The 25696-nt window shown below is 74.7% G+C and carries 17 protein-coding genes, 1 tRNA gene and 2 rRNA genes; 11 read left to right on the forward strand and 9 right to left on the reverse strand.

Features of this window, described 5'->3' with window-relative positions:
* The 3 genes from rosag_RS12220 to rosag_RS12230 form a co-directional block, all read left to right on the forward strand.
* Window positions 1–118, forward strand: a 23S ribosomal RNA gene (locus rosag_RS12220); the annotation flags it as partial.
* A 194-nt stretch (window positions 119–312) separates the two neighbouring features.
* Window positions 313–429 (forward strand): 5S ribosomal RNA (gene rrf / locus rosag_RS12225).
* Between the two features lie 161 nt (window positions 430–590).
* Window positions 591–1394 (forward strand): HD-GYP domain-containing protein, encoded by an 804-nt coding sequence (locus rosag_RS12230; RefSeq protein WP_284350429.1) that lies wholly within the window; start codon window positions 591–593, stop codon window positions 1392–1394.
* On the opposite strand, the gene mltG is transcribed toward rosag_RS12230, so the two are convergent.
* The 5 genes from mltG to rosag_RS12255 form a co-directional block, all read right to left on the reverse strand.
* On the reverse strand, window positions 1342–2391 hold the full coding sequence (gene mltG, locus rosag_RS12235; protein WP_284350430.1) for an endolytic transglycosylase MltG: 1050 nt from the start codon (window positions 2389–2391) through the stop codon (window positions 1342–1344). The genes rosag_RS12230 and mltG overlap by 53 nt on opposite strands.
* Window positions 2384–2836 carry a Holliday junction resolvase RuvX gene (ruvX, locus tag rosag_RS12240; RefSeq protein ID WP_284350431.1) on the reverse strand — a complete coding sequence of 151 codons (453 nt, stop codon included), beginning with the start codon at window positions 2834–2836 and terminating at the stop codon, window positions 2384–2386. The genes mltG and ruvX overlap by 8 nt, the downstream gene beginning before the upstream one ends.
* On the reverse strand, window positions 2833–4125 hold the full coding sequence (gene rho, locus rosag_RS12245) for a transcription termination factor Rho (protein ID WP_284350432.1): 1293 nt from the start codon (window positions 4123–4125) through the stop codon (window positions 2833–2835). Before rho ends, ruvX begins: the two co-directional genes overlap by 4 nt.
* A gap of 250 nt (window positions 4126–4375) precedes the next feature.
* Window positions 4376–5329, reverse strand: coding sequence for an MlaD family protein (locus rosag_RS12250; RefSeq protein WP_284350433.1), 954 nt, complete (start codon window positions 5327–5329; stop codon window positions 4376–4378).
* Window positions 5330–5445: 116 nt separating this feature from the next.
* A tRNA-Arg gene (locus rosag_RS12255) sits at window positions 5446–5519 on the reverse strand.
* 366 nt (window positions 5520–5885) lie between these two features.
* Between rosag_RS12255 and rosag_RS12260 the strand changes: the two genes are divergently transcribed.
* From rosag_RS12260 to rosag_RS12295, 8 genes are read left to right on the forward strand one after another with little or no spacing between them, the layout of a single operon-like run.
* Complete coding sequence (locus rosag_RS12260) at window positions 5886–8192, forward strand: hypothetical protein (protein ID WP_284350434.1); 2307 nt, start codon at window positions 5886–5888, stop codon at window positions 8190–8192.
* Window positions 8189–9187 (forward strand): hypothetical protein, encoded by a 999-nt coding sequence (locus rosag_RS12265; RefSeq protein ID WP_284350435.1) that lies wholly within the window; start codon window positions 8189–8191, stop codon window positions 9185–9187. The genes rosag_RS12260 and rosag_RS12265 overlap by 4 nt, the downstream gene beginning before the upstream one ends.
* The gene (locus rosag_RS12270) at window positions 9184–11769 is read left to right on the forward strand and encodes a tetratricopeptide repeat protein (RefSeq protein WP_284350436.1); all 2586 of its coding nucleotides are present in this window, start codon (window positions 9184–9186) and stop codon (window positions 11767–11769) included. Before rosag_RS12265 ends, rosag_RS12270 begins: the two co-directional genes overlap by 4 nt.
* Complete coding sequence (locus rosag_RS12275) at window positions 11766–12557, forward strand: DUF4159 domain-containing protein (RefSeq protein WP_284350437.1); 792 nt, start codon at window positions 11766–11768, stop codon at window positions 12555–12557. Before rosag_RS12270 ends, rosag_RS12275 begins: the two co-directional genes overlap by 4 nt.
* Before the next feature lie 44 nt (window positions 12558–12601).
* Window positions 12602–13630, forward strand: coding sequence for an AAA family ATPase (locus tag rosag_RS12280; RefSeq protein ID WP_345784841.1), 1029 nt, complete (start codon window positions 12602–12604; stop codon window positions 13628–13630).
* 2 nt (window positions 13631–13632) lie between these two features.
* Window positions 13633–14559 (forward strand): DUF58 domain-containing protein, encoded by a 927-nt coding sequence (locus rosag_RS12285; RefSeq protein ID WP_284350439.1) that lies wholly within the window; start codon window positions 13633–13635, stop codon window positions 14557–14559.
* Window positions 14560–14563: 4 nt separating this feature from the next.
* Window positions 14564–16618 carry a BatA domain-containing protein gene (locus rosag_RS12290; protein ID WP_284350440.1) on the forward strand — a complete coding sequence of 685 codons (2055 nt, stop codon included), beginning with the start codon at window positions 14564–14566 and terminating at the stop codon, window positions 16616–16618.
* A gap of 19 nt (window positions 16619–16637) precedes the next feature.
* The gene (locus tag rosag_RS12295) at window positions 16638–20369 is read left to right on the forward strand and encodes a DUF4175 family protein (protein ID WP_284350442.1); all 3732 of its coding nucleotides are present in this window, start codon (window positions 16638–16640) and stop codon (window positions 20367–20369) included.
* A gap of 24 nt (window positions 20370–20393) precedes the next feature.
* On the opposite strand, the gene rosag_RS12300 is transcribed toward rosag_RS12295, so the two are convergent.
* The 4 genes from rosag_RS12300 to rosag_RS12315 form a co-directional block, all read right to left on the reverse strand.
* A complete protein-coding gene (locus tag rosag_RS12300) occupies window positions 20394–21584 on the reverse strand; it encodes an LIC_10091 family protein (protein ID WP_284350443.1) in 1191 nt (396 codons plus the stop codon).
* Window positions 21585–21661: 77 nt separating this feature from the next.
* Window positions 21662–22294 carry a nucleotidyltransferase family protein gene (locus rosag_RS12305; protein ID WP_284350444.1) on the reverse strand — a complete coding sequence of 211 codons (633 nt, stop codon included), beginning with the start codon at window positions 22292–22294 and terminating at the stop codon, window positions 21662–21664.
* Complete coding sequence (locus tag rosag_RS12310; RefSeq protein WP_284350445.1) at window positions 22291–23412, reverse strand: XdhC family protein; 1122 nt, start codon at window positions 23410–23412, stop codon at window positions 22291–22293. Before rosag_RS12310 ends, rosag_RS12305 begins: the two co-directional genes overlap by 4 nt.
* 7 nt (window positions 23413–23419) lie before the next feature.
* Entirely contained in the window at window positions 23420–25690 is a 2271-nt protein-coding gene (locus tag rosag_RS12315; RefSeq protein WP_284350446.1) for a xanthine dehydrogenase family protein molybdopterin-binding subunit, read from the reverse strand.
* Window positions 25691–25696 lie beyond the last annotated feature (6 nt).

Consider the following 25696-nt stretch of genomic DNA (forward strand, 5'->3'; position numbering starts at 1 on the left):
CCGGGGCCTTGAGCCCCCTGAAGGGCCGGAGGAGACCACTCCGTCGATAGGGCGCCCGTGGACGGCCAGCAATGGCTTCCAAGCGTAGCGCTCCTAATCGCCCGTGCGGCTTGACTACTCCCCCATACTGCGGGGAAGTACCTCATCTTCGCACAACACGCAGAATCACACCGATCGCGGCGCACTGGCGCCCGATCGATCCCAAACCCTCGTCTGTTCACTCTGTCGTGTCGCACCTCCGGGTGCGTCCACGAGAGAATGCCCGGCGGTCGTGCGCCTCGCGCGCACGACGGCTGGAGACAACTGAAATTCGCTGGCGACTAGAGCGTCAGGGCCACACCCGTTCCCATCCCGAACACGGTCGTTAAGCCTGACAGCGCCGATGGTACTCCGCTCGAGAGAGCGCGGGAGAGTAGGCCGTCGCCGGCACCCCCTTACGAAAGCCCCGCTCAGCACGAGCGGGGCTTTCGTGCGTTCCACCCACGTCGCCTCGGCCGCAGCAGGGCTTCCTGCGCGCGGCCACGGGCGCCGTACGCTTCTTGCCCGAGCGCAGCCGCGTGATGAGAACCGATACCTCACGCATTCCCTCCGTGCTGGCTCCGGCGCTCGCCGCCGTCGGCACCGCCGCGGTCTGGGGCTTCGCCCGCGCGCGACGCCGCACCGCCGAGCGCCTCGCCGCCGCCACGCTCGAGACGCTGCTCAACGCCATCGACGCCAACGATCACGAGACGGGTGCCCACGTGCGGCGCGTCGCCGACTACGCGTTGCTGCTCGCGCGGGCGGCCGGGCTCGACGAGCGTGCACAGCGCGAGGTCGAGCGCGTGGCGCTCTTCCACGACGTGGGGAAGATCCACGAGGCGCTCTTCGACATCGTCCACGACGACGACAAGCTCACACCGGAGGAGCGCGACGCCATCGCCACGCACCCCGGACGCGGCGCCGAGGTGCTCGCCCCGCTCTGCGCGTTCTATCCGGAGCTGCCGGACGGCGTGATCGCGCACCACGAGCGGTGGGACGGCGGCGGGTATCCCAACGGGCTACGCGGTGAGCAGATCCCCCGCGTCGCGCGCATCGTCGCCATCGCCGACACCTTCGACGCCGTGACGCACTCGCGCCGCTACCGCGCCGGCGCCGACCCCGCGCGCGGCGCGCAGGTGATCGCGGAGGGGCGTGGCCGGCAGTTCGACCCCGAGCTGGCCGATCTCTTCCTCTCACCCCGGGTGTACGCGCAGGTGGTGAAGCGCCTCAAGGCGGCGCAGCGCGAGGCCGACCGGCCGCAAGCACCGCGAGCGGCGAGCGCCGAGCGGCGCGAGCGGAAGCGCGAGTCCGGCGTGCCGAGCGTCAGCTTCCGCTGGCGCGGCCGCGGCGCGGCGCGGGGGCAGCCGGCGCGCTAGGCATCGGCCGCGCGAGCGAGTCCTGGCGCGCGGCCTGATCGCGCAGCCGACGCGCCTCGCGCACCGCCTGCGAGTGCTCGGCGAACGTCGTGCGGAACTCGTGGTGGCCGTCGGGATGCGCCACGAAGAATAGGTACGGCACCGCCGCCGGTGAGGCGGCGGCCGCGATGCTCGGCGCGCCCGGCGAGCCGATCGGACCCGGCGGCAGCCCCTTCACGCGGTACGTGTTGTACGGCGACTCGACCTCGAGGTCGCGGTAGAACATCCGCATCCCGCGGCGGCGCAGCGCGTATTCGACCGTCGGATCGGCCTCCAGCCGCATCCCCTTTCGCAGCCGGTTGTAGTAGACCGCCGCGATCACCGGCCGCTCCTCGGGCTTGCGCGCCTCGCGCTCGACGATCGACGCCAGCGTCACGACGGCGTGCCGGTCGAGCGCCATCTCCTGCAGGCGCGCATCCCACTCGGGCCTCCACGCCTTTTCGAAGCGCGCGACCATCTGATGTACCGCGTCGCGCGCGCTCGTCCCCGCGCCGAACGAGTACGTGGCCGGAAAGAGGTAGCCCTCGAGCGTCTCCGTCGGCACGTCGAGCCGGTGCAGCAGCGCGGTGTCGCGCACCGCCGCCTGCACCGAGTCGAGCGGCACCTCGAGCACGCGTGCGAGCTGCGGGACGATCTGCCGCAGCTCCCAGCCCTCGACGACGGTCATCACGCGCACGACGCCCTTGCCGCTCTCCAGCGCGTCGACGAGCGAGGCGTACGACTGCCCCGGGCGGAACTCGTACGTGCCCGGCTTGATCGCGCGGTCACGCCCCTTCCACTTCGCCCACAGCCGCAGCCCGGTCGCGGAGCCGATGACGCCCTTGCTGGCGAGCGAGTCGGCCGCGGCCCCGAACGCGGCGCCGCGCGGGATGACCACGCGGACGGGAGGTCCGTCCGGCGTGCCACCGCACGCCGCGAGCGTCGCCAGCGCCGTCGCCGCGAGGAGGCGGTTACGCATCGTCGGGCAGGGTCAGGGCGTGCTGCAGCAGGACCGTCGCCGCCAGTGCGTCGACGTCGCCCTTCCGGCCGCGGGTCGAGCCGCCCATCTCGTGGATCGCGCGCAGCGCCGCGGCGGTCGTGAAGCGCTCGTCCACCAGGCGCACGGGCAGCCCGGTGCGCTTCCCCAGCTCCTCCGCCACGTGCCGCGCCTCGAGCGCGCGCGGCGTGTCCTCGCCGGCCGCGTCGAGCGGCAGCCCGACGACGAAGCCGCGTGCGCCGAGCGCCTCCGCGCGGCGCACGAGCTCCGCGATGGGGGGACGCTTGCCGGCGCGGCGCTCCACGACGCCGGCGGGCGACGCGATCATCCCCAGCTCGTCGCTCAGCGCGAGCCCGATGCGCCGGTCGCCCCAGTCCACGGCCAGCAGGCGCGCGCGGCCGGGCGGCGTCTGCGTGCTGCCGCTCACCCCTGCGCCATCGAGGTGAAGAACTCGCGGTTGTTCTTCGTGCGCCCCATGCGCTGCAGCAGGAAGAGCATCGCCTCGTCGCCCGGCATCGGCGCGAGGAAGCTGCGCAGCAGGATCACGCGGTTGCCCTCGTCCTTGTCGAACAGCAGCTCCTCGCGGCGCGTCCCCGAGCGATTGATGTCGAGCGCGGGGAAGATGCGCCGGTCGGCGATCTTGCGGTCGAGGATGAGCTCCATGTTGCCGGTGCCCTTGAACTCCTCGAAGATCACCTCGTCCATGCGCGAGCCCGTCTCGACGAGCGCGGTGGCGACGATCGTGAGCGAGCCGCCGCCGTCGATCTTGCGCGCCGAGCCGAAGAAGCGCTTGGGCTTCTCCATCGCCTTCGCGTCGACGCCGCCCGAGAGCACCTTCCCCGAGCTGGGCACGACCGTGTTGTGCGCGCGCGCGAGCCGCGTGATGGAGTCGAGCAGGATGACCACGTCGCGCCCGTGCTCGACCAGGCGCTTGGCCTTCTCGAGCACCATGTCGGCGACCTGCACGTGCCGGTCGGCCGCCTCGTCGAACGTCGACGAGATCACCTCGGCCTTCGGCACGCTCGACTGCATGTCGGTGACCTCCTCCGGCCGCTCGTCGATGAGCAGCATGATCAGCACGACCTCGGGATGGTTCTCCGCGATCGCGTTGGCCAGCTTCTGCATCAGGACGGTCTTGCCGGCGCGCGGCGGCGCCACGATCAGCCCGCGCTGTCCCTTGCCGAGGGGGGCGATGATGTCGCAGAGGCGCGTGCTGACGTCGCCGCTCGCCGTCTCCAGCCGGATCCGCTCGTCGGGATAGCGCGGCTTGAGGTTGTCGAACGCGACGCGCTGCTTCGCCTTCTCGGGCTCGTCGCCGTTGATGCGCTCGACCTTGAGGAGCGCGAGGTACTTCTCCCACTCCTTCGGGGGGCGCACCTGGCCGACGACCGTGTCGCCCGTGCGCAGGTCGAAGCGCTTGATCTGCGACGGCGAGACGTAGATGTCGTCCGGGCCGTAGAGGTAGTTCCAGTCCTGGCTGCGCAGGAAGCCGTAGCCCTCCGGCAGCACCTCGAGCACGCCGTCGCCGCGCAGGAGCACGTCCGCGTCGAGCAGCGACTGCTCGATGCGGAAGATCAGCTCCTGCTTCCGCAGGCCCGTGTAGTTCGAGATGGACAGCTCCTCGGCGAGCGCGTGCAGCTCGGGGAGCGACTTGCGCTTGAGCTCGACGATGTCGACGAGCGGGGCGTCGGCCCCTGGAACTACGTCTCCGGGCACGGCGGGCGAGGCGGGGAGTGAACGACGGGTGGGCGGAGGCGGGACATGCTGGAGGCGCCACGACGCGTCGCGCACCCATCGGGGCGGGGCAGTGGGGAGGACCCGCCCGCGGAGCGGCGCCAGCGCGGTCGCGAGGGACCGCCGGCGCATCGCCCGACGTGTTGCGCGAAACTAACGGACGTCCCGAAAAGGGGGCAAGCGAGGAACGGACGGCCGAACGAGGCGGGGCGCGCCGCGTGACGGCGAGGGATCAGAAGGAGATGTAGCGGAGCGGGTTGCGTCGCAGATCACTGGCCAGTGCTTCCATCTCGGCACGAGTCTGCCCCACCTGACGCACGAGGGCGGAATCGTGCTGCAGCCGGCCGGCCGTTCCCCGCGGCTCGATGAGCGCCGCCTGCACGCGCGCCAGGTCGCGGGTCAGCGCGTCGACGGTGCGGAGCAGGGTCGAGTCGCGGCGGAGGCGGCCGATCGAGGTGGAGGGTCCATCGAGGAGCTGGCGCACCGAGTCCGCGAGCGCCATGGCGTGGCGCACGTTGCCCATCGGCTCGCCGCGGCGCATCAGCCGCCCGACGCTGCCGTCACCGGTGGTGACGCGGCTGACGAAGGACGCGGCCGCGGCCCCGGTGGCGCCGATCTGCTCGGGTCCCTCGATGCCGAACGCGCCGAGGGTGCTGCGGGCCGACTTGAGCTGCGCCGCGAGGACGCGGAGGTTGTCGACGATCTGCGGGACCTCGGCGGTCGCGGCGGCCATGTCCGCGCGCGCCTGGTCGAGCTCCGGCGACCGGTGCGCGACGAGCGTGTCGCCCTCGCGCAGCCGGGGACCGCCGGCCACGTCGCTGGCGATCGCCACCACCGGAGAGCCGATCAGGCTCCCGCCGGCGCGCACCTCGATGGCGGCGTCGCGTCCGATGAGCGGGAGGACCTCCTCCAGCACCTCGAGCCCGAGCAGCACGCGCGCGGTGGTGTCCGCGCTCGGCGGCCGGAACCCGACCTCGCGGACGAGCCCCACCTTGCGGCCGTCGAGCCAGACCTCGCTGCCTGGCAGGATGCCGCGGCCGTGCGGGGTGGCGGCATGGACGCGGACGGTGGCGCCGTGGAGCGCGCCCACGCGCGCGTAGCGCAGCACGCCGAAGACGCCCGCCGCGAGCGCGAGCAGCGCGACGACGCCGATCCGCAGGTCCCGCCAGGAGGTCGCTCGCGCCATACGGTTGAGGTCCGCAAGTGACGGACCACGCGTCCGGCCGCGGCGATGCGCCCCGATGCACGAGCCGGCGCCGCGGGATCGCGGCGCCGGCTCGGGATGACTCTGGATGATCTGGACGCGCGTGGCAGGATTCGAACCTGCGACCTTCGCCTCCGGAGGGCGACGCTCTATCCAACTGAGCTACACGCGCAATCACGACGCAAACGCGAACGGGCGCCGGAGCGCCCGTGGTGGCGTCGAGGGATCGCCGGCTGGCGCCGACCATCCGTCCGCACCCGTGGGGACGGGCACGTCGTAGGGTAACCCGGGCCCCGGAACGGAGCAAGAGGCCCGACCGCGGCATGGCGCTGCACGCGCCGCGGCCCGAGGTTGACGGTTTCCGAACGTTGCGCGCCGCCCCATGCGCGAACCCGCCTGCGAGGATGGGGTAGGGCGCGAACGTGGTGCCCGGTCCCAACGCCGGGACGCGTCCGCGCGTTGGTCGAAGAGCTGGTGCAGTGCTGGTCGCCGTGCAGGTCGAAGAGCGTTCGTTCGCGTCCCCGTCCGCGAGACCTCCATGCTCGCCGCCATCGACTCCGTGCTCGAGCTGCTGCTCAAGTACCGGCCGGCGCTCTTCGCGCAGGGGCGGCTCGCGTTCGACGCGCCGCACCGCGTCGCGATCGCGCTGACGATCGGGGGCGTGCTGCTGGCCGCGCTCGTCGCGTGGACCTACGCACGCGCGCGCGGCGGGGCGACGCGGCGCGACCGGGCGCTGCTCACGGGGCTGCGCGTCGCGGCGCTCGCGGTGCTGGTCGCCTGCCTCCTGCGGCCCGTGCTCGTGCTGGCGGCCGCGGTGCCGCGCCGCAACACGGTCGCGATCCTCGTCGACGACTCGCGGAGCATGCGCGTGCGCGACTGGGACGGCCGCGCGCGCGCCGACGCCGCCGCGCGGCTGTTCGCGCCCGACGCGCCGCTGCGCCGCGCCCTCGAGGCCCAGTTCGGCGTCCGCGTCTACCGCTTCGCGGAGCAGGCCGCGCGCGTCGACAGCCTCGGCGCCATGACCTTCGCCGGCGACCGCACGCGGCTCGGCGCGGCGCTCGACCGGCTGCGCGAGGACCTGGACGGCGTGCCGCTCGCCGGCGTCGTCGTGCTCACCGACGGTGCGGACGGCGCCCCCACCGCGCTCGGCGACGCGGTGCTCTCGCTCCGTGCGCGCGGCGCGCCGGTGTTCACGATCGGCGTCGGCGCACCAGCCGCGACGCGCGACGTCGAGGTGGCGCGCGTGGAGGCGCCGCGCTCCGTGCTGCAGGGCTCCGCGCTGACGCTGAACGTCGTGCTCGAGCACCGCGGCCTGGCCGGCACCACCGTCCCGGTGACCGTGGAGGCCGAGGGCGGGCACCTGATCGCGCGGCGCGAGGTGACGCTGCCCGCGTCGGGCGACGCGCTGCCCGTCCAGCTCAACGTGCCGATGGCCGATGCGGGCGCGCGGCGTCTTACGGTGCGCGTGCCCCGGCAGCGCGACGAGACGCTGGCCGAGAACAACGAGCGCACGCTGCTGGTGGACGTGCGCGACGCGCCGGAGCGCATCCTCTACTTCGAGGGCGAGCCACGCTTCGAGGCGAAGTTCGTGCGCCGCGCCGTCGCGGACGACGAGCGCCTGCGCGTCACCGTCCTCCAGCGCACCGCCGAAGGGAAGTACCTGCGACTCGGCGTCACGGACAGCCTGGACCTGATCGGCGGCTTCCCGACGACGCGCGAGGCGCTGTTCGCGTACCGCGGCGTCATCCTGGGCAGCGTCGAGGCGAGCGCGTTCACCGCGGAGCAGCAGCGCATGCTGGTGGACTTCGTGAACGTGCGCGGCGGCGGGCTGCTCTTCCTGGGCGGGCGCCGCGCGTTCGCCGAGGGCGGCTACGCGGGGACGCCGCTGGAGGAGGCGATGCCGGTGGTGCTCGGCGCGCGTACGCCAGCGTCGGACGACGCGCCGGTGCCCGCGGTCGAGGTGACGGTGCGCCCGACGCCCGCGGGGCTCGCGCACGCGCCGCTGCAGCTGGCCGCCGACGAGAAGGCGTCGGTGGCGCGCTGGGGCACGCTGCCGCCGCTGACGGCCGTCAACACGGTGCGTAGCGTGCGACCCGGCGCGTCGGTGCTGCTGACCGGAACGACGCGCGACGGCGAGCGCCGCGTGGTGCTGGCGACGCAGCGCTTCGGCCGCGGGCGCACGGCGGCGCTGGCGGTGCAGGACTCGTGGCTCTGGCAGATGCATGCCAGCATTCCCGTCGAGGATCAGACGCACGAGCTGCTGTGGCGGCAGATGCTGCGCTGGCTGACGGCCGACGTGCCGGATGCGCTGGAGCTCGCGTCGTCGATCGAGCGGCCGGCGCCGGGCGAGGAGACGGTGCTGCACGCGACGGTGCGCGACTCGCTCTTCGTGCCGGTGAACGGCGCGACGGTGGTGGCGGAGGTCGTGGCGCCGTCGGGCGCGCGCAGCGAGCTGCCGCTGGAGTGGGGCGTGTCGCGCGACGGCGAGTACCGCGCGGCCTTCACGCCGCGCGAGACGGGCGTGCACCAGCTGCGCGTGCTGCATCGCGCGGGCAGCGTGGAACGCGCATCGCGCATCTCCTACGTCGAGTCGGCGCCATCGCGCGAGGAGTATTTCGGGGCCGGCCTGCGCGCCGACCTGCTGCGGCGCATCGCGGCCGAGACCCGCGGACGCTACTACACGCCCGAGACGGCGGGCACGCTCGCCGAGGATCTGCGCTACGCGCGCGCCGGCGTCACGGTGGCGGAGCGGAAGGAGCTGTGGGACATGCCGCTGACGTTCCTGCTGCTGGGCGGGCTCCTCGCAGGCGAGTGGGCGTACCGTCGACACCGGGGGCTCGCATGAGCGCGTGGGCGTTCGCCCGGCGTGCGGCCCTCGCGGCCGCGGGGCTCGCGAGTGCGGCGGCGCTGGCGTCGGCGCAGCGCGCGCCGCGCACGCACGTCGTCGTGATCGCGGGTGCCGCGGGCGAGCCGGCGTACGCCGCGTCGTTCCAGGAGGCGGCGCTGGCGGTGGTAGACGCGGCGCGCACGCGCTTCGGCGTGGCGGCCGAGGACGTCGCGTACCTCGCGGAGGATCCGGCGCGCGCGCCGGGACGCGTCACCGCGCGCTCGACGCGCGAGGAGGTCGCGCGCACGCTCGGCCGCGTGGCGGCGCGCGCGACGCCGGGCGACCAGGTGTGGATCGTCCTCATCGGCCACGGCAGCGCGCAGGGCGAGGTGTCGCGCTTCAACCTGCCGGGCCCCGATCTCACGGCGTCGGACTTCGCGCGCATGCTGGAGCCGCTGGCGCGACAGCGGGTGGCGTTCGTGAACGCGTCGAGCGCGAGCGGCGACTTCGTGAAGGCGCTGGCCGGTCCCGGACGCGCGATCGTGACCGCGACCAAGTCGCCCACCGAGCGCAACGCGACGCGCTTCGCCCACCACTTCGCGACGGCGCTCGCGACGCCGGGGGCGGACGTGGACAAGGACGGCGGCGTCTCGCTCCTGGAGGCGTTCGCGTTCGCGAAGCGCGAGGTCGCGCGCGCCTACGAGACGGAGAACCGGCTGCTCACCGAGCACGCGCAGCTGGACGACGACGGCGACGGCGTCGGGAGCGCGGACCCGACCGTGACCGCCCGCGACGGAAAGCTCGCGGCGGCGCTGGTGCTCGGCGTCGCGGGCGCAGGAGGTGGCGGCGTGCTGTCCGACCGCGAGCGCGCGCTGGAGCAGCGGGTGACGGCGCTGCGCGCCCGTCGTGCGTCGCTCGACTCCGCGGCGTACTGGACGCAGATGGAGGCGGCGCTGGTGGAGCTGGCGCGCGCCTCGCGCGCCGCGCGCAGCGGTGCGGGAGCACGGCCATGAGAAAGCGTGTGCGGTGGACGGTGGAAGGCGCGGTGCTGGCGCTGGGCGTGCTGGCCGCACCGGTGGCGCTGAACGCGCAGGGCGACGCGCTCGCCCGCGGCACCGCCGCGCTGCGCGCGGGCCGGTACGACGAGGCGATCAACACGCTGTCGGGCGTCGCGAGCCGCGACGCCGCGCCCACCGCGCGGCGACTGCACGTGCGCGCGCTGCTCGAGGTAGGGCGTGACGCGGAGGCCGAGGCGGCGGCGCGCCGCTATGCCGCGGATCCTGGCACCGGCGACGCGTTGCAGGGAACCCTGGGCGACGTGCTGGCGCATCGCGGCGCGGTGCGCGACGCGCGCGCGGCCTACGAGCGCGCGCTGGCGCAGCGGGCGTCCGACTCGCTGGAGGTGCGCGTCGCGCTCGCGGCGCTGCTGGACGAGGCCGGCGACCGCGCGGCCGCGCGCACGCACTGGCTGCGCGTGGCGTCTGCGGGCGAGAGCGGGCGGCCGAGCGCGTCGCAGTGGGTGGCGATCGGCGAGGCGCAGCACCGGCTGTCGCGCACCGAGCCGGCGCGCGTGCGCCAGGCGCTGCGTGCGTTCGCCGCCGGGGAGGCCGCCGACGGGGGCGATCCCGAGCCGCGGCTGCGCGCTGGCGCGCTCTTCCTGGAGAAGTTCAATGCGCCCGACGCGCGAACGTCGTTCGAGAGCGTGCTGCGCGCGAACCCGCGCGATCCGCGCGCGCTGCTGGGAATGGCGCGCATCCGGCAGTTCGACGGTGCCCCGGGGGGCGCCGCGCTGGCCGATTCCGCGCTGAAGACCAACCCGCGGCTGCCCGAGGCGCACCTGCTGCTCGCGGGCACGCACCTGGAGGCCGAGGACTACACGCGCGCCGATGCGGCGGTGCGCAGTGCACTGGCGGTGGACTCGACGGCGCCCGACGCGCTGACGATGCTCGCCGCCGTGCGGCGCCTGCAGGGCGACGCCCCGGGCTTCGAGTCGGCGCGGCGGCGCGTGCTGGCGCGCGCGCCGCGCCACGCCGCGCTCTACGCGACGCTCGCGGACCTCGCGGCCAAGCACCGCCAGTACGCGACCGCGGCGCGGTTGGGCGCCGAGGGCGTCGCACTGGACTCGACCTCGTGGCGCAGCCACGCGGTGCGTGGCATCAACCAGCTGCGACTGGGGCACGCCGACTCCGCGCGCGCGAGCCTGGAGCGCGCGTTCGCGGGCGACCCGTACGACGTCTGGACGAAGAACACGCTCGACCTGCTGGACGCGACGCGCGGCTACCGCACCACGCGCACGGCGCGCTTCACGCTGCTGGCCGACAGCACCGAGTCGGCGCTCCTCACGCTGTACCTGGGCGAGCTGCTGGAGGACGGCTACGACAAGCTGTCGCGGCGCTACGGCTACCGTCCGCCGCCCATCCGCATGGAGCTGTACCGGTCCCACGCCGACTTCTCGGTGCGCACGGTCGGCCTCGCGGGGCTCGGCGCGCTCGGCGTCAGCTTCGGTCCCGTGCTGGCGATGGACGCACCGTCGGCGCGCAGCGCGGGTGACTTCCACTGGGGCGCGACGGCGTGGCACGAGCTGGCGCACACGTTCACGCTCGGCGTCACGGACAACCGGGTGCCACGCTGGCTGTCCGAGGGGCTGTCGGTGCTGGAGGAGCGGCGCGCGCGACCGGGCTGGGGCGATGGGCCGTCGCCCGCGTTCCTCTCCGCGTGGCGCGAGGGGCGCGTGCCACCGCCGAGCCGGCTGAACGACGGCTTCGTGCGTCCCGCGTTCCCGCAGCAGGTGATCCTCTCGTACTACGCCGCGTCGCTGGTGTGCGAGATGATCGAGCGCGACTTCGGCGCGGCTGCGGTGCCCGCGCTGCTGGCCGCGTACAAGCAGGGGCTCGGCACCGAGGCCGCGATCGCGCGCGCGTTGCGCCTCGACCTGCCGACGCTCGACCGCCGCTTCGATGCCTACGTGCGCGAGCGCTTCGGTCGGGCGATGGAGGCGGTGGCCGGCGGCACGGGTGGCCAGTACGGCCGCCTGATGGTCGCGGGTGACTCGGCGGCGCGCGCGGGGCGGACCGACGTGGCGATCGCCGCGTTCACGGGCGCGAAGGCGCTCTTCCCCGAGTACGCGGAGGGCGAGAGCCCGTACTGGCGGCTCGCGCAGCTGTACCAGGCGCGCGGCGACCGCGCGCGCGCCGCCGCCGAGCTGCGTGAGCTGACGGCGCGCAACGGTGGCCACCTGCAGGCGCAGCTCGCGCTGGCGCAGCTGCGCGAGCAGCTGGGCGACACCGCGGGCGCGGCGGCCGCGCTGGAGCAGGCGATCTGGATCTGGCCGTACGACCCGCAGGTGCACGCGCGCCTGGCGGCGCACGCCGAGCGGCTCGGCGACACGCGGAAGGTCGTGCGCGAACGCCGCGCGGTCGTCGCGCTGGCGCCGGTGGACCTGGCGGATGCACGCTTCCAGCTGGCGCGCGCGCTGGTGGCGGCCGGCGACCGCGCCGCCGCGAAGCACGAGGTGCTGCGCGCGCTGGAGTCGGCGCCGACGTTCGCGCCCGCGCAGGAGCTGCTGCTCACCCTGGTGGACGGAGGTGCGCGATGATCGGGAGGCGCGGTATCGCGCTGGCGACGGCGCTGACGGTCGCCGCGGTGGCCGGCGGCATGGTCACGGCCCGCGAGGTCGCGGCGAAGCAGCGCCAGGAGTACCTCACCGAGCCGCTGAAGAACACGCCGTACGACGGACGCTACACCTTCGCGCGCATCCGCTTCGCGCCGCGCGGCGGCGGCTCCGACTTCTTCGGGCGCGGCGATCCGAAGTGGAGCCACGACTACCCGACGGCCGAGCACAACTTCGCGAAGATCATCGTCGAGCTGAGCACGATCCGTCCGTACATGGAGGGCGGCAACGTCTTCACGCTCGACGACCCGGAGCTGTTCAGGTACCCGATCGCGTACCTGTGCGAGCCCGGCTTCTGGAACCCGACCGAGGCCGAGGCGGCGGGGCTGCGCGCGTACCTGCAGAAGGGCGGCTTCATCATCTTCGACGACTTCTTCGGGCGCCACTGGCAGAACTTCGAGGCGCAGATGCAGCGCGTGCTGCCGCAGGGCCGCCTGGTGAAGGTGGACCGGTCGCACCCGATCTTCGACGCGTTCTTCCACGTGGACCAGCCGGACCACGGCTTCGGCTCGGGCGGCGGGCGCGGCGCGCCGGAGTTCTGGGGGATCTTCGAGGACAACGATCCCGACAAGCGGCTGCTCGCGATCGTGAACTTCAACAACGACATCGGCGAGAGCTGGGAGTACTCGGACACGGGGATGATCCCGGTGGACGTCACCAGCACGTCGTACAAGCTGGGCATGAACTACCTCGTGTACGGGATGACGCACTAGGGCGCGCGCCCTTCACCTCAACGACGGACTCTCTGGTGACGACGCTGTCGGCCGAGCGCTCGACGCTCGAATCGCAGGACGACGTGGCGCTGGCCGAGCGGCTGCGCGCGGGGCGCGACGCCATCGTCGCCGAGCTGCGGCACCGCATCGTGGGGCAGGATGCCGTGATCGAGCAGGCGCTGGTGGCGCTCTTCTCGGGCGGGAACTGCCTGATCGTGGGCGTGCCCGGGCTGGCGAAGACGCTGCTCGTGTCGACGCTGGCGCGCGTGCTCGACCTGAGCTTCTCGCGCATCCAGTTCACGCCCGACCTGATGCCGAGCGACATCACCGGCACCGAGATCCTGCAGGTGGACGCGGTGAGCGGGCAGCGCGCGATGAGCTTCGTGCCGGGGCCGATCTTCGCCAACGTGGTGCTCGCCGACGAGATCAACCGCACGCCGCCCAAGACGCAGGCGGCGCTGCTGGAGGTCATGCAGGAGCATCGCGTGACGGTGCAGGGGAAGAGCTATCCGCTCGACCCGCCGTTCTTCGTCTTCGCGACGCAGAACCCGATCGAGCTGGAGGGCACGTATCCCCTCCCCGAGGCGCAGCTCGACCGCTTCATGTTCGAGATCGTCGTGGACTACCTCTCGGAGGACGACGAGGTGGCGGTCGTGCGCCAGACGACGGCGGCGCCGACGCACCGGCTGCGGCCGGTGGTGACGGCTGAGGAGCTGGTGGCGTTCCACGCGCTGGTGCGCCGCGTGCCCGTGTCGGATGCCGTCGCGCGCTATGCGGTGGCACTCGCACGCGCGAGCCGCCCGTCGTCGCCCAACGCGCCCGACGAGGTGAAGCGCTTCGTCGCGTTCGGGGCGAGCGTGCGCGCGCCGCAGCAGCTGATCCTCGCCTGCAAGGCGCGCGCGCTGATGCACGGCCGCTACCACGTCGGGTTCGAGGACGTGCGCGCGCTCGTGCGACCCGCGCTGCGGCACCGCGTGATCCTCAACTTCCACGCGCAGTCCGAGCGCGTGACCGTCGACCAGCTGGTGGACCGGCTGCTGCAGGCGGTGCCGGTGCCGTCGGCGCGGATGTGACGATGGCCACCTCCGCCACTCCCGCGCGCGCCGGAGGCGCCGCCACGCTCCTGGATCCCGCGGTGCTCGCGCGCATCGGGAGCCTGGACCTCGTCGCGCGCACGGTGGTGGACGGATTCCTGGGTGGGCTGCACCGCGCGCCGGCGCTGGGCGCGAGCACCGACTTCGCGGAGCACCGCGCGTACCTGCCCGGCGACGACCCGCGGCGCGTGGACTGGCGGCTGTACGCGCGCAGCGACCGCCTGCACGTGAAGGAGTTCGAGGCCGACACGAACGCCAGCGTCACCGTGCTGCTCGACGTCTCGAAGTCGATGGACTTCGCGCGCGGCGGCCGGCCGACGAAGCTGCGCTACGCGAAGATGCTGGCCGCGTCGCTGCTCTGGCTCGCGCGCCAGCAGCGCGACCGCGTGGGGCTGATCACCTTCGACTCCGCCGTGCGCGACTTCGTGCCGGCGAGCGGCAAGCACCTGCCGATGGCGCTGCACGCGCTCGACCGCGCGCAGCCCGGCGGCGCGGGCGAGCTGACGGCGCCGCTGCGCGCGTCGGCGGAGCACTTCCGGCGGCGCGGCATCGTGGTGGTGATCTCGGACCTGTACGTAGAGCCCGAGGCAGCGGTGGACGCGGTGCTGCAGCTGCGCAACCGCGGCAACGAGCTGCTCCTGCTGCACGTGCTCGATCCGGCGGAGCGCGACCTGCCGCTGGACGACGCGACGGGCTTCCGCGACCTGGAGACGGGCGACGCGCTGCCCGTGGTGCCCAAGACCGCGCGCGCCCAGTACCGCGCGCTGCTCGACGCGCATCTCGCCGCGCTGGCCGAGGTGACGAACAAGCGCGGCGTGCTCTACGGGCTGTTCGACACGGGCGAGCCGCTGGAGGCGGCGCTCTTCCGCTACCTGGCCGCGCGGCAGCGGCTGGAGCACCGGCGGTAGCGCGATGGGCTTCCTGACTCCGTGGTTCCTGGGCGGGCTGGCGCTGCTCGCGGTGCCGCTGCTGATCCACCTGACGCGGCGCGACCGCGCGACGCCGGTGCCGTTCCCGTCGCTGATGTTCGTGCGTCGCGTGCCACAGCCGTCGACGGCGCGCCACCGGCTGCGCGACCTGCCCCTGCTGCTCCTGCGCGCGCTGGCGCTGGCGCTGCTGGCGTTCGCGTTCGCGCGGCCGCTGCTCGACCGTGCGCGTGCGGCGGTGGCGGCGCCCGTCGGCGGCCGCGAGCTGGTGCTGCTCCTCGATCGCTCGGCCAGCATGGCGTCGCCCGACCGGTGGTCGCGCGCGCAGGCGGCGGCGCGCCGCGCGCTGGACGCGATCGGCCCGCGCGACCGCGTCACCGTCGTGTACTTCGACGGCGCGCCGACGGTCGCGGCACCGGCGGGCAACATGGTCGCGGCGCGGACCGCGGTGGACACCGCGCGTGCTGGTGCGGGCTCGACGCGCTACGCACCCGCGCTGGCGCTGGCGTCGCGCCTGCTGGCCAACTCGGCGCTGCCGCGGCGCGAGGCGCAGGTCATCAGCGACTTCCAGCGCGCGGGCTGGCGCGACGCACCCGAGGCGCGGCTCCCGGCCGGCGCGTCGCTGACGTGGGTGGACGTCGGCGGCGACGCGGCGCCGGACGTCGGCGTGGTGGGCGTGGACCTGCGCCGCGAGGAAGGCGCGAACGGCGCGACGGTGCTGCACGTCGCGGCGCGGCTGGTCACGAACGGCGGCGCGGCGCGCACGGTGCCGGTGTCGCTGGCGATCGGCGGGCGCGCGACGCGCAGCGTGCGCGCGAACGTCACGCCCGGCCAGCCCGCCATCGTCACCTTCGACTCGATCCCGCTGCCCGCCGGGTGGAGCACGGCGGCGGTGAGCGTGCCGAGCGACGCGCACCCGGCCAACGACCGCCACCACTTCGTCGCCGCGCGCGAGCAGGCGCTGCGCGTGCTGCTCGTCGACGGCCCGTCGCGCCGCGAGGACGCGGGCCTCTACCTCCGGCGCGCGCTCGGCGTCGGCGCGTCGTCGCCGTTCCGCGTGGACGTGGTGAACCGCGACGCGCTGCGCGCGGGCGACCTGGCGGGACACGGGCTGGTGGTGCTGCACGACGCGCCGCTGCGGGGCGCGGTGGGCCGCGCGCTCGCGGAGCACGTGCGCAACGGCGCGGGGCTGCTCGTCGCCCTCGGCGAGACGAGCGCGCCCGAGGCGTGGGAGCCCGCGCTCGGTGCGCTGCTGCCGGGCGCGCCCGGGCCCGTGGTGGACCGCACGGAGGCGGGGGGCGCGCGACTCGCGTCGACGGAGCGCGGGCATCCGGTGTTCGCGCCGTTCGCCGACACGCACAGCGGCGACCTCACCGCGCCGCGCGTGCTGCGTCGCCGCGGGCTGCGCCTGGCGTCGGATGCGCAGGTGCTGGCGCGCTTCGACGACGGCGCGCCGGCGCTGGCCGAGCGCGCCGAGGGGCAGGGGCGCGTGGTGGTGTGGACGTCGACGCTGGACGACTGGTGGACCGACGTCGCGCTGCAGCCGGTGTTCGTGCCGTTCGTGCACCAGCTGGCGGCGCATACGGCGCGCTATGCGCCGTCGCCGGCGTCGTACGTCGTGGGGCAGAGCGTCGATCCCGCGCGGCTGCCCGGGCTGACGGGCAGCGAGTGGGTCGCGCAGGCGCCGTCCGGGCGTCGCGTGCGGCTCGGCGGTGCGGGCGCGGCGAGCGTGCTCGCACTGGACGAGGCGGGCGTGCACCAGCTGCGCGCGACCAGCGCGGCGCCCGGCTCCGGGATTCCGCTGGCGGCGAACGCGGACGCGGCCGAATCGGACGTCGCGCGCATCGAGCCGGCGGCGATGGCGGCCGCGGTGGTCGACAGCGCACGGACCGGCGCGCAGGCCGCCATCGCGCCGCCGATCGAGACGCGCGCCGAACGCGAGGCGCGGCAGGGCTTCTGGTGGTGGTTCCTCGCGGGCGCGCTGCTGCTGCTCGCCGGCGAGACGCTGCTGTCCAACCGGCGCGCGCCCATCGCGCGCTGACCGAATCGGGGAGGACCCCATGACGACCACGCGCGCGCCCGCACGGCCGGCGCACGACGAGCTGCTCGGCATGCTGCGCCAGGTCCGGCGCCGCTGGCGCCTGCGGCTGCTCCTGCAGGGCATCGCCATCGTCGTCGTCGCGACGCTCGTAGCGCTGCTCGTGGGCGCGTGGGCCATGGATCGGCTGCGCTTCACCGAGGCGGCGGTGCTGACCACGCGCGTCGTCGTCTGGCTGGCGCTCGTGGGCGCGGCGGCGCGCTGGCTGGTGCTCCCGCTGGCCCGCCGCGTCACCGACGAGCGCGTGGCGCTCTACGTGGAGGAGCACGAGCCGTCGCTGGACGCGTCGCTGCTGAGCGCCCTGGAGGCGCGCCGCGCGCTCGCGGACGGCGGTTCGCCCTCGATGGCGAACGCACTCGCGGCGCAGGCCGCGGCGCGCGCGCGCGCGGTGGAGTACGGTGCGCGCGTCGAGCGGCCGCGCCTGCGACGTGGTGCCGCGGGCGCGTTCGCGGCGCTGGCCGTCGCGATCGGGCTCGTCGCGCTCGGGCCGACCTTCGTGCGCTCGGGCGCGCGGCTGGTGTTCTGGCCGTGGGGCGGCGCGGCCGCGGAGGCGGCGCCGGTGCTCGCGATCGCGGTGAAGCCCGGCGACATCACGGTCGCGCGCGGCGCCGACCTCGCGATCGAGGCGACGCTGCGCGGCTTCACGGCCGAGGGCGCGGCGCTGCTGGTGCGCCGCGGCGGCGCGACGACGTGGTCGCCCGTGCCGATGACGGCGGGCGCGCGCGCGGGCATCTTCGCCGCGCGCCTGTTCGATCTCGACTCGGCCGCCCAGTACGTCATCGAGGCCGACGGCATCCGCTCGGCCGTGCACGACATCCGCGTGGTGGACCGGCCGACGGTGCGCACGCTCGCCGTCAGGCTGCGCTATCCCGCGTACACCGGGCTCGCGCCGGTCGACGTCGAGGACGGCGGCGACGTCGCGGCGCCGCGCGGGACGCTGGTGCGCGTGCACGCCACGCCGACGCTGCCCGTGCGCGGCGGCCGGCTGGTGATCGAGGGTGGCGCGCCGGTGCCGCTGACCGTCGACAGCACGGGCGCGCTGGTGGGCGCGTTCCGCATCGACAAGCAGGGCTTCTACCGCGTCGAGCTGACGGACACCCAGGGCAACGTCGTCCCGGGATCGCTGGACTACGTCATCGACGTGCTGCCCGACCGCGCGCCGACCATCACCGTCGCGGAGCCCGGGCGCGACATGCAGGCGACGCGGCTGGAGGAGGTCTTCACCTCGATCGAGGCCGAGGATGACTACGGCGTGTCGCGCGTGGAGCTCGTGTACTCGGTGAACGGTGGGCCCGAGCAGACGGTCGTGATGCACGACGGCGGCGCGCGGCGGACGCCGGCGGTGACCGCGGGCCACACGTTCTTCCTGGAGGAGCTGCCGCTCAAGCCGGGTGACGTGGTCTCGTACTTCGCTCGCGCGCGCGACAACGACGCGGTGAGCGGCGCGCACACGGCGGCGACGGACATCTACTTCCTGCGCATCCGTCCGTTCGACCGCACGTACCGCCAGGCGGAGCAGGGCGGCGGCGGCCAGGGCGGCGAGGAGCGCGGCGAGTCGCCGAGCGCACTGTCGGACCGCCAGCGGGAGATCGTGGCGGCCACGTTCAAGCTGACGCGCGACACGGCGGCGGCGACGGCGGCTGGCGCACGGCAGCGGCGCGAGGACCTGGCGACGCTCGCACTGGCGCAGGGCCGGCTGCGCGAGCAGACGGAGGCGCTGGCCGAGCGCGTGAGGCAGCGCGGCGGCGCGATCCCGGATTCGGCGGTGCAGGAGATCGCCGCGGCGCTGCCGCTGGCCGCGGCCGCGATGCGCGAGGCCGAGGAGCGACTCGGCCGGCGTGTGCCCGGTGAGGCGCTGTCGCCCGAGCAGCGCGCGCTGCAGCAGCTGCAGCGCGCCGAGGCCGCGCTGCGCGAGGTGCAGGTGAGCCTCGATCAGCAGGGCGGAGGTGGCGGCGGCGGCGGCGAGCGCAGCCCCGAGGAGCTCGCGGACCTGTTCGGGCTGCAGACCGACCGGCTGCGGAACCAGTACGAGAGCATCCAGCGCTCGGACGCGCAGCGGCAGGCCGCGAGCGCGGAGGTCGATCGCACGCTGGAGCGGCTCCGCGAGCTGGCCGCGCGCCAGCAGCGCGAGTCGGAGCGGCTGCGTCGCGAGGCCGAGGCGCTGCAGCGGCGGCTGCCGCAGTCGTCGCAGCAGCAGGGCGGCGGTGGCGGCGGGTCGTCGTCCTCGTCGTCGCAGAGTGGACAGCAGGGCGGCCAGCAGCAGGGCCAGCAGCAGAACGCGTCTGGCACCGGTGACGCGCAGCGCCAGCTCGCGCAGGAGGCCGAGCAGATGGCGCGCACGCTGGAGCGCCTGGCGCGCGAGAACCCGTCGCCCGAGCTGCAGCGCAGCGCGCGGCAGCTGCAGGAGGCGGCGGACGCGATGCGGCGTGCGGGCGCGTCGGGCAGCGAGCAGGCGGCCGAGAGCGCGGCGAATGCGCGCGAGCGGCTGGAGGCGGCGCGTCGCGCGCTCTCCGAGGCTCGTGCGGGACGCACGGGTGAGGACGCGCGGTCGCTGCAGCGTCGAGCGGACGCGCTCGCGGAGGCGCAGCGGCGCATCGGCGCGGAGGCCGAGCGCGTCGCGCGGGGCGAGGGGCGCGGCACGCCCGCGGAGGCCGCACTCGGCGCGCAGAAGGACTCGCTCGCGGCGGCGGTGAGCGCGCTGGAGCGCGACCTCGATCGCGCGGCGCGCGACGCGCGCTCGACCGCGCCGGACGCGTCGCGGCGGCTGCAGGAGGGCGCGAACGCGATCCGCGACACGCGCGTGCTCGACAAGCTGCGCTTCTCGAAGAACCTCGTGCGGTCGGGCGCCCCGGACTACGTGCGCAGCTTCGAGGAGCAGATCGGCGCCAACCTGGACGACGTGCGGCAGCGCGTGGCCGCGGCGGCGAGCGCCGCGCGTGACGGCGCCAGTGCACGTCCGTCGCAGACGCTGGAGCAGGCCCGCCAGCTGGCGCAGGGGATGTCGTCGCTGGGCGAGCGGCTGCGGCAGCGGCGCGAGGCGCAGTGGCGCCCGGGCGAGGGCACCGACCCGCGCGGCAACGCGTCCGCGCCGTCACGGAACGGGCAGGGGCAGCAGGGGCAGCAGGGGCAGCAGGGGCAGCCGGGCCAGGGTCAGCGGGGGCAGCAGGGGCAGGGACAGAGCCCCGGTCAGCAGGGGCAGGGGCAGGGGCGGGGCGGCCAGGGACAGGGCAACGGTCAGGGCGGCGAGGGCGGACAGAACGCCAACGCGCAGCGCGGCGGCTCGCTGCAGGGCGGCGGCGGCAACGGCTTCGGCGGCGCGCCGACCGGCATGGCCGGCGGCCTGACCGCGGAAGACGTGCGGCAGTTCAGCCGCGAGGCCCGCGAGCGGCGCGCCGACGCCGAGGAGCTGCGACGCTCGCTCGCGCAGCAGGGGATGGGCACGCGTGAGCTGGACGCGCTGATCGAGCGGATGCGCGCGCTCGAGGCGGCGAAGGCGTACGGCAATCCCGAGGCGCTGGAGCGGCTGCAGGCCGACGTCGCGGACGGGCTCAAGGCGCTCGAGTTCGCGTTGCGGCGGCGCCTCGCCGGCGAGACGGGCGACGCCCCACGCCAGGGTGGCGGCAACGACGTGCCGGCCGGCTTCCGTGCGCTCGTCGACGAGTACTTCCGGTCGCTCGCGCGGGCGCGCCGCTAGATCGACGGCGATCCGCGGCCGCGCTCAGTGCGGCCGCGGATCGATCGCGTCGCGGGTCACCAGCTCCGAGTACGTCGGCATCGCGCCCTCGATCTGCGCGGCCGCGAACGCGTCGATCGTCTGCAGCAGCTGCGTGCTCGGATAGCCCGGCACCGCGAAGGGATGCGCGCCGCGGAAGCCCCCGAAGTAGCTGCGGATGATGACGCTCTTCGGATCGCGCGGCAGCTTCGCGACGGTCTGCGCGAAGCGCGCGAACGCGCCGTCGCGCATCAGGTAGTCCTCCGCGTTCGACGTGTAGAGCACCGACACGCGCTCACCGCGCGACGCGACGAGCCGCCCGACGGCCGCCAGCGCCTGCTCGCCACCCAGGTTGCCCGTCACGGGAATCACCAGGTCGCGCGCCTGCAGCGCCTTCACGAACTGGAAGTCCTCGTCGCGCGCGAGGTAGCTGGAGCGCTCGCCCTCCAGGTCGCGCTCCAGCATCAGGTCGCGCAGCGTCGGATAGAACGCACGCGACGGTCGGCCGCGGCTCGTGTAGCGCAGCTCCAGCCCGTTGGCGATGAACTCGCCGTGGAAGCGCGCGAACGTCGCGACGTCCGACTCGCTGAGCGGCACGCGCGTCCGCTCCGCGCCACGACGTGCGATCTCGCGCGCGGCGGCCTCGCTCGCCGGCGTGGCCTGCGTGGAGTCGAGGTAGGCGACGATGGACTCGAGCGACCGCTCGCGCCACGCGTCCACGTCGGCCGGCACGGGCCGCCCGGTGAGCAGCGCGAGGTACTCCAGCCGGTTGCGCGACGCGGCGAACAGCGCCTTGAACAGCAGGTGCTCGATCAGGTTGTCGCGGCGCACGTCGAACATGAAGGCGATGCTCGGCCGCACGTGCGCGATGTACGAGAAGTTCTGGTCCGGGCCGACCCCGATGTACGCGCCGCCGCGCACGCCCAGGCGGCGCAGCGCGCCGATGACGTGCAGGTACGAGCGCTCGTTGGAGATGAGGTTGTCCGAGTCGAAGTAGCCGCCGGGCTCGGACAGGGCTGCCACCTGCGCCGCGAAGTCGATGCGCGGCGGCGCGGTCGCGGTCGCGGTCGGCTCGGCGCCCGGTGCGGCGCGGCAGGCCAGCGTCGCCATCGGCGCCGCCAGCGCCAGCGCGAGGGCGAGCGTCGCGGCGTGGCCGCGGACGAGCGATCGTGAGGGCGATCGTGTGGGGCGGAGCACGGGTCCCTCGCGGGCGGAGGACGGGACGTCGCGCGTGCGGCGCGCGACCAGACGGTACGGCGCGAACGCGCGCCCGGTCAAGACGGATCTGCGATGGTCGAATCGCTCGCGCCCGCTGCAAGCCGCGCGGCGTCGGACGGCGTGTCCACGTCCATCGCGGCCGCGGGCATCGGCACGCGCACGACGTGGTCGCCCAGGCTCCGCAGCCACGCGCCGGCGCCGCGGTCGCCCGACAGTCCGAGCAGCGCGTCCACGTGCTCGCGCGCCACGACCGCGGGCACGCCGACGATCCCGGCATACTCGGCCGCGACGATGCCCCGCGAGTCGGTGAGTCGCGCGACGAGCGCGGCCAGCTCGGGCGCACCGACGAGCGGCTGGTCGGCGAGCGTCAGGAGCACCGCGTCCACCAGCGCTATCGCGAGCAGCGTGCGCACGCCGGACGTCAGCGACGTCGCGAGACCATCCGACCAACGCTCGTTGACCAGGAGCTCGATGCCCGCGAGGCCGTCGAGCGCGGTGCGCACGCGCTCCGATTCCGCGCCCAGCACGACGACGACCGGAGTCGCGCCGGCCTCCAGCACCGCGCGCGCCGCACGTCGCACCAGCGGCTCGCCCTCGTGCAGCAACAGCTGCTTCGGTGTGCCGAGCCGCGTCGACGCGCCGGCCGCGAGCACGACGGCGCCGACGCGCACCGGTGGCCGGTCGCTCACGCGCCGTGCGGCGCCGACCGGGCCGGCGCGGCCGACGCGTGCAGCGGCGCCGTGCGGTCGCGCAGCGAGCCTCCCGTGCGGCCCGCGGTGACCGCGGCCACCTCGCTCACGATCGCGAGCGCGATCGCCTCCGGGCCATCGCCGCCGAGGTCGAGGCCGATGGGTCCGTACAGACGCGCACCCATCGTGTCGGGCACGCGGCCGCGCGTCGCCAGCTCGGCGAGCATGCGATCGGAGCGCGAGCGCGGGCCCAGCACGCCGACGTAGGCGACGTCGGTCGAGAGAAGCGCGCCCACGTACGCCGTGTCGCGCCCGAAGTGGTGCGACATCACGACCACCGCCGTGCGCGCCGTCAACGCGACCGACGCGCCGAGCCGCGACGCGTCCGCGCACTCGACGAGTGCGGCACCGGAGAAGCGCTCGGGGTGCGCGTGCGCGACCGGTCGGTGATCGACCACCGTCACGTCCCAGCCGAGCTGCGTCGCGAGCCGCACCACCGGCACCGCGTCGGGGCCGCTGCCGCACACGACCAGCCGCGTCACCGGTCGCACGAGCTCGAACGCGACGTCGCACGCGCCGACGGTGGCGACCAGCCCGCGTCGCCCCGCGTCGCGCGCGGCGTCCGCATGCGCCTCGAGCCCGGGCAGCGTGGCGTCGTCGCCGAGCAGCGTCTGCCAGCCGACGGGAGGCGCCTCCGCCGAGTCGTCCGTGCGCACGACGGTCGCCAGAATCCGCGGTTCGTCCGCGTGCAGGGCCCGGCGCAGCAGCGTGGCCGTCGCCTGCGCTGCCGCGGGCACCAGCGGCTGCAGCAGGATCTCGATGAGCCCGTTGCAGCCGAGCCCCAGGCCCCACACCGCATCGTCGTCGGCGCGCGTGTCGTACGCGACCAGCTCCGCGCGCCCGCTGGCGTGCACGCGCCGTGCATGCAGCGCCAGGTCCGATTCGAGGCAGCCGCCGCTCACCAGGCCGACCGTCGTGCCGTCGACGCGCACGAGCATGCGCGCACCGACGCCGCCGTAGCTGGAGCCGACGACGCGTACGACCGTCGCCAGCACCACCGACTCGCCAGCGGCCGCCGCGCGCGACAGCGCGTCGACGATCTGCAGCAGCGTGCTCACGCCTGCCTCACGTCCAGCGCAGGTCGGCCTTCGAGAGCGGGAGCGAGCGCACCCGCTTGCCCGTCGCCGCGAACACCGCGTTCACGAGCGCCGGCACAGCCGGCGGCAGCGCGGGCTCACCGAGTCCCGTCGGCGGGAAGTCCGTCTTCTTCCAGAACACCTCGACCGGCGGCGCCTGCCGCATGCGCAGCAGCTGGAAGTCGTGGAAGTTGCTCTGCACCACGCGGCCCTTCGCGATCGTGATCTCCTGCTGCAGCGCCTGCGCGAGCCCGTCGAGCACCGCGCCCTGCACCTGCGTCTCGGCGCCGCTGAGGTTGATGATCTCGCTGCCCACGTCGCCGGCGGCCCACACCTTCTCGACCGTCACCTGGCCGGCGCGCGACACGCGCGCGCGAACCACCTCGGCGAAGTAGCCGCGGTGGCTGAAGTAGAAGGCGACGCCCATGCCGGTGCCCTTCGGCAGCTTCGTCTTCCCCCAGCCCGACTTCTCGGCTACCAGCTCCAGCACGCCGCGCATGCGCTCCGCGTCGAAGACGACCGGACGTGGCCCGTTGGCGGGCGCCGGCGGTCCCTGGTCCACCGGCGTCGCGGCGAGCAGGTCGAGTCGGAACTGGAGCGGGTCCTTGCCGGCCGCGTGTGCGAGCTCGTCGAGGAAGCACTGCGTCGCGAACGCGATGCCGTTGCTGCCCGGCGCGCGCAGCGGGCCGGTCGTGACGCCGAGCGGCATCACCGACGAGTCGACGGTGTAGTTGGCGACGAAGCGCGCCGGGAACTCGCTGCCCGAGCGGCCTGCGCTGGCGTTGAAGCGCTCGCCCTCGCCGAACGACACGAAGTGGTCCCGCCACGCCGTCAGCTTCCCGTCGGCGTCGACGCCGCCCGTGAGGTGGTGGAAGCCCGCGGGACGCAGGAAGTCGTGGCGGATGTCGTCCTCGCGCGTCCACAGCAGCTTCACCGGCACGCCGGCCTGCTTCGCGATCCACGCCGCCTCGACCATGTAGTCGTTGTGCAGCCGGCGCCCGAAGCCGCCGCCGCCGCGCGTGAGGTGGATCGTGACGTCCGTCTCGGCGATGCCGAGCGCCTTCGCGACGAGGCCGCGCCCCTGCTGCGGCGCCTGCGACGGTGCCCACACCTCGAGCTTGCCGTCGCGGAAGTGCGCGGTGCAGTTCTGCGGCTCCAGGGGCGCGTGCGCGATGAAGGGGTAGAAGTAGTCCGCCTTCACCGTCCTCGCCGCGCTGGCGAGCGCCGCGGCGACGTCGCCGTCCTTGCGCAGCGTGCGCTGCGGCGCGCCCTTCGCGAGCTCCGCCGCCTGCCGCGCGAAGCCGGCGCTGCTCTGCGTCGCGGCCGGTCCCTCGGTCCAGGAGACCTTCAGCGCCTTGCGCGCCTTGTTGGCCGCCCACCAGCTGTCGGCGACGATCGCCACGCCCTCCAGCGACCAGCCGTCGATGCCCGTGCCGATGCTGCTCCCCTGCGAGACGACGAACGCGTCGCGCACGCCGGGCTGCCGCTTCACGACGTCGAGGTTCGCGCTCGCGACCTTCCCGCCGAACACGCCGCACTTCTCGAACACGGCGTACTTCATCCCCGGCACCGTGACGTCGATGCCGTAGAGCGGCTTGCCGGTGACGATGGCGCGGTTGTCGACGCCGCGCACGCGCGTGCCGACGATCCTGAAGTCCTTCGCGTCCTTCAGGCGCACCGTCTCCAGCGCGGGCGCGGTCACCGTCGCTGCCTTCTCGACCAGCGCGCCGTACGCGAGCTGCCGCCCGCTCGCGCGGTGGTGCACGACGCCGGCGCTGGTCTCACACTCGGACTCGGGCACGCCCCACGTCTGCGCGGCCGCCGTCACCAGCATCGCGCGCGCGGCCGCGCCCACGCGGCGCATCGGCAGCCAGTGGGTCGGCGTGGCAGTGCTGCCGCCGGCGAACTGGTTGGTGAACTTCGTCGTGTCGAGCCCCGCCTGCTCCACGCGCACCGTCTGCCAGTCGACGTCCAGCTCCTCGGCGATCAGCATCGGGAGCATCGTCTTGATGCCCTGGCCGACCTCGGGGTTCTTGGCGATGATCGTGATCGCGCCGTCGGGCGTGATGCGGATGAAGGCGTTCGGCACGAAGTCCGCCGCCGCAGCGCCCGTCGCGCCGGCGGTGCCGGGCGTCGCGGCCACCGCTTCGGCCACGCCGCCGAGCGGATCGAGGTACGTCGCGAGCAGCATCCCGCCGCCGGCGATCGCGGTGACGCGCAGGAAGTCGCGGCGGCTGACGCCCGTCGTGGTGTGAGTCATGGCGTC

Origin of the sequence: Roseisolibacter agri, from assembly GCF_030159095.1 — a bacterium.
Taxonomy (GTDB): domain Bacteria; phylum Gemmatimonadota; class Gemmatimonadetes; order Gemmatimonadales; family Gemmatimonadaceae; genus Roseisolibacter; species Roseisolibacter agri.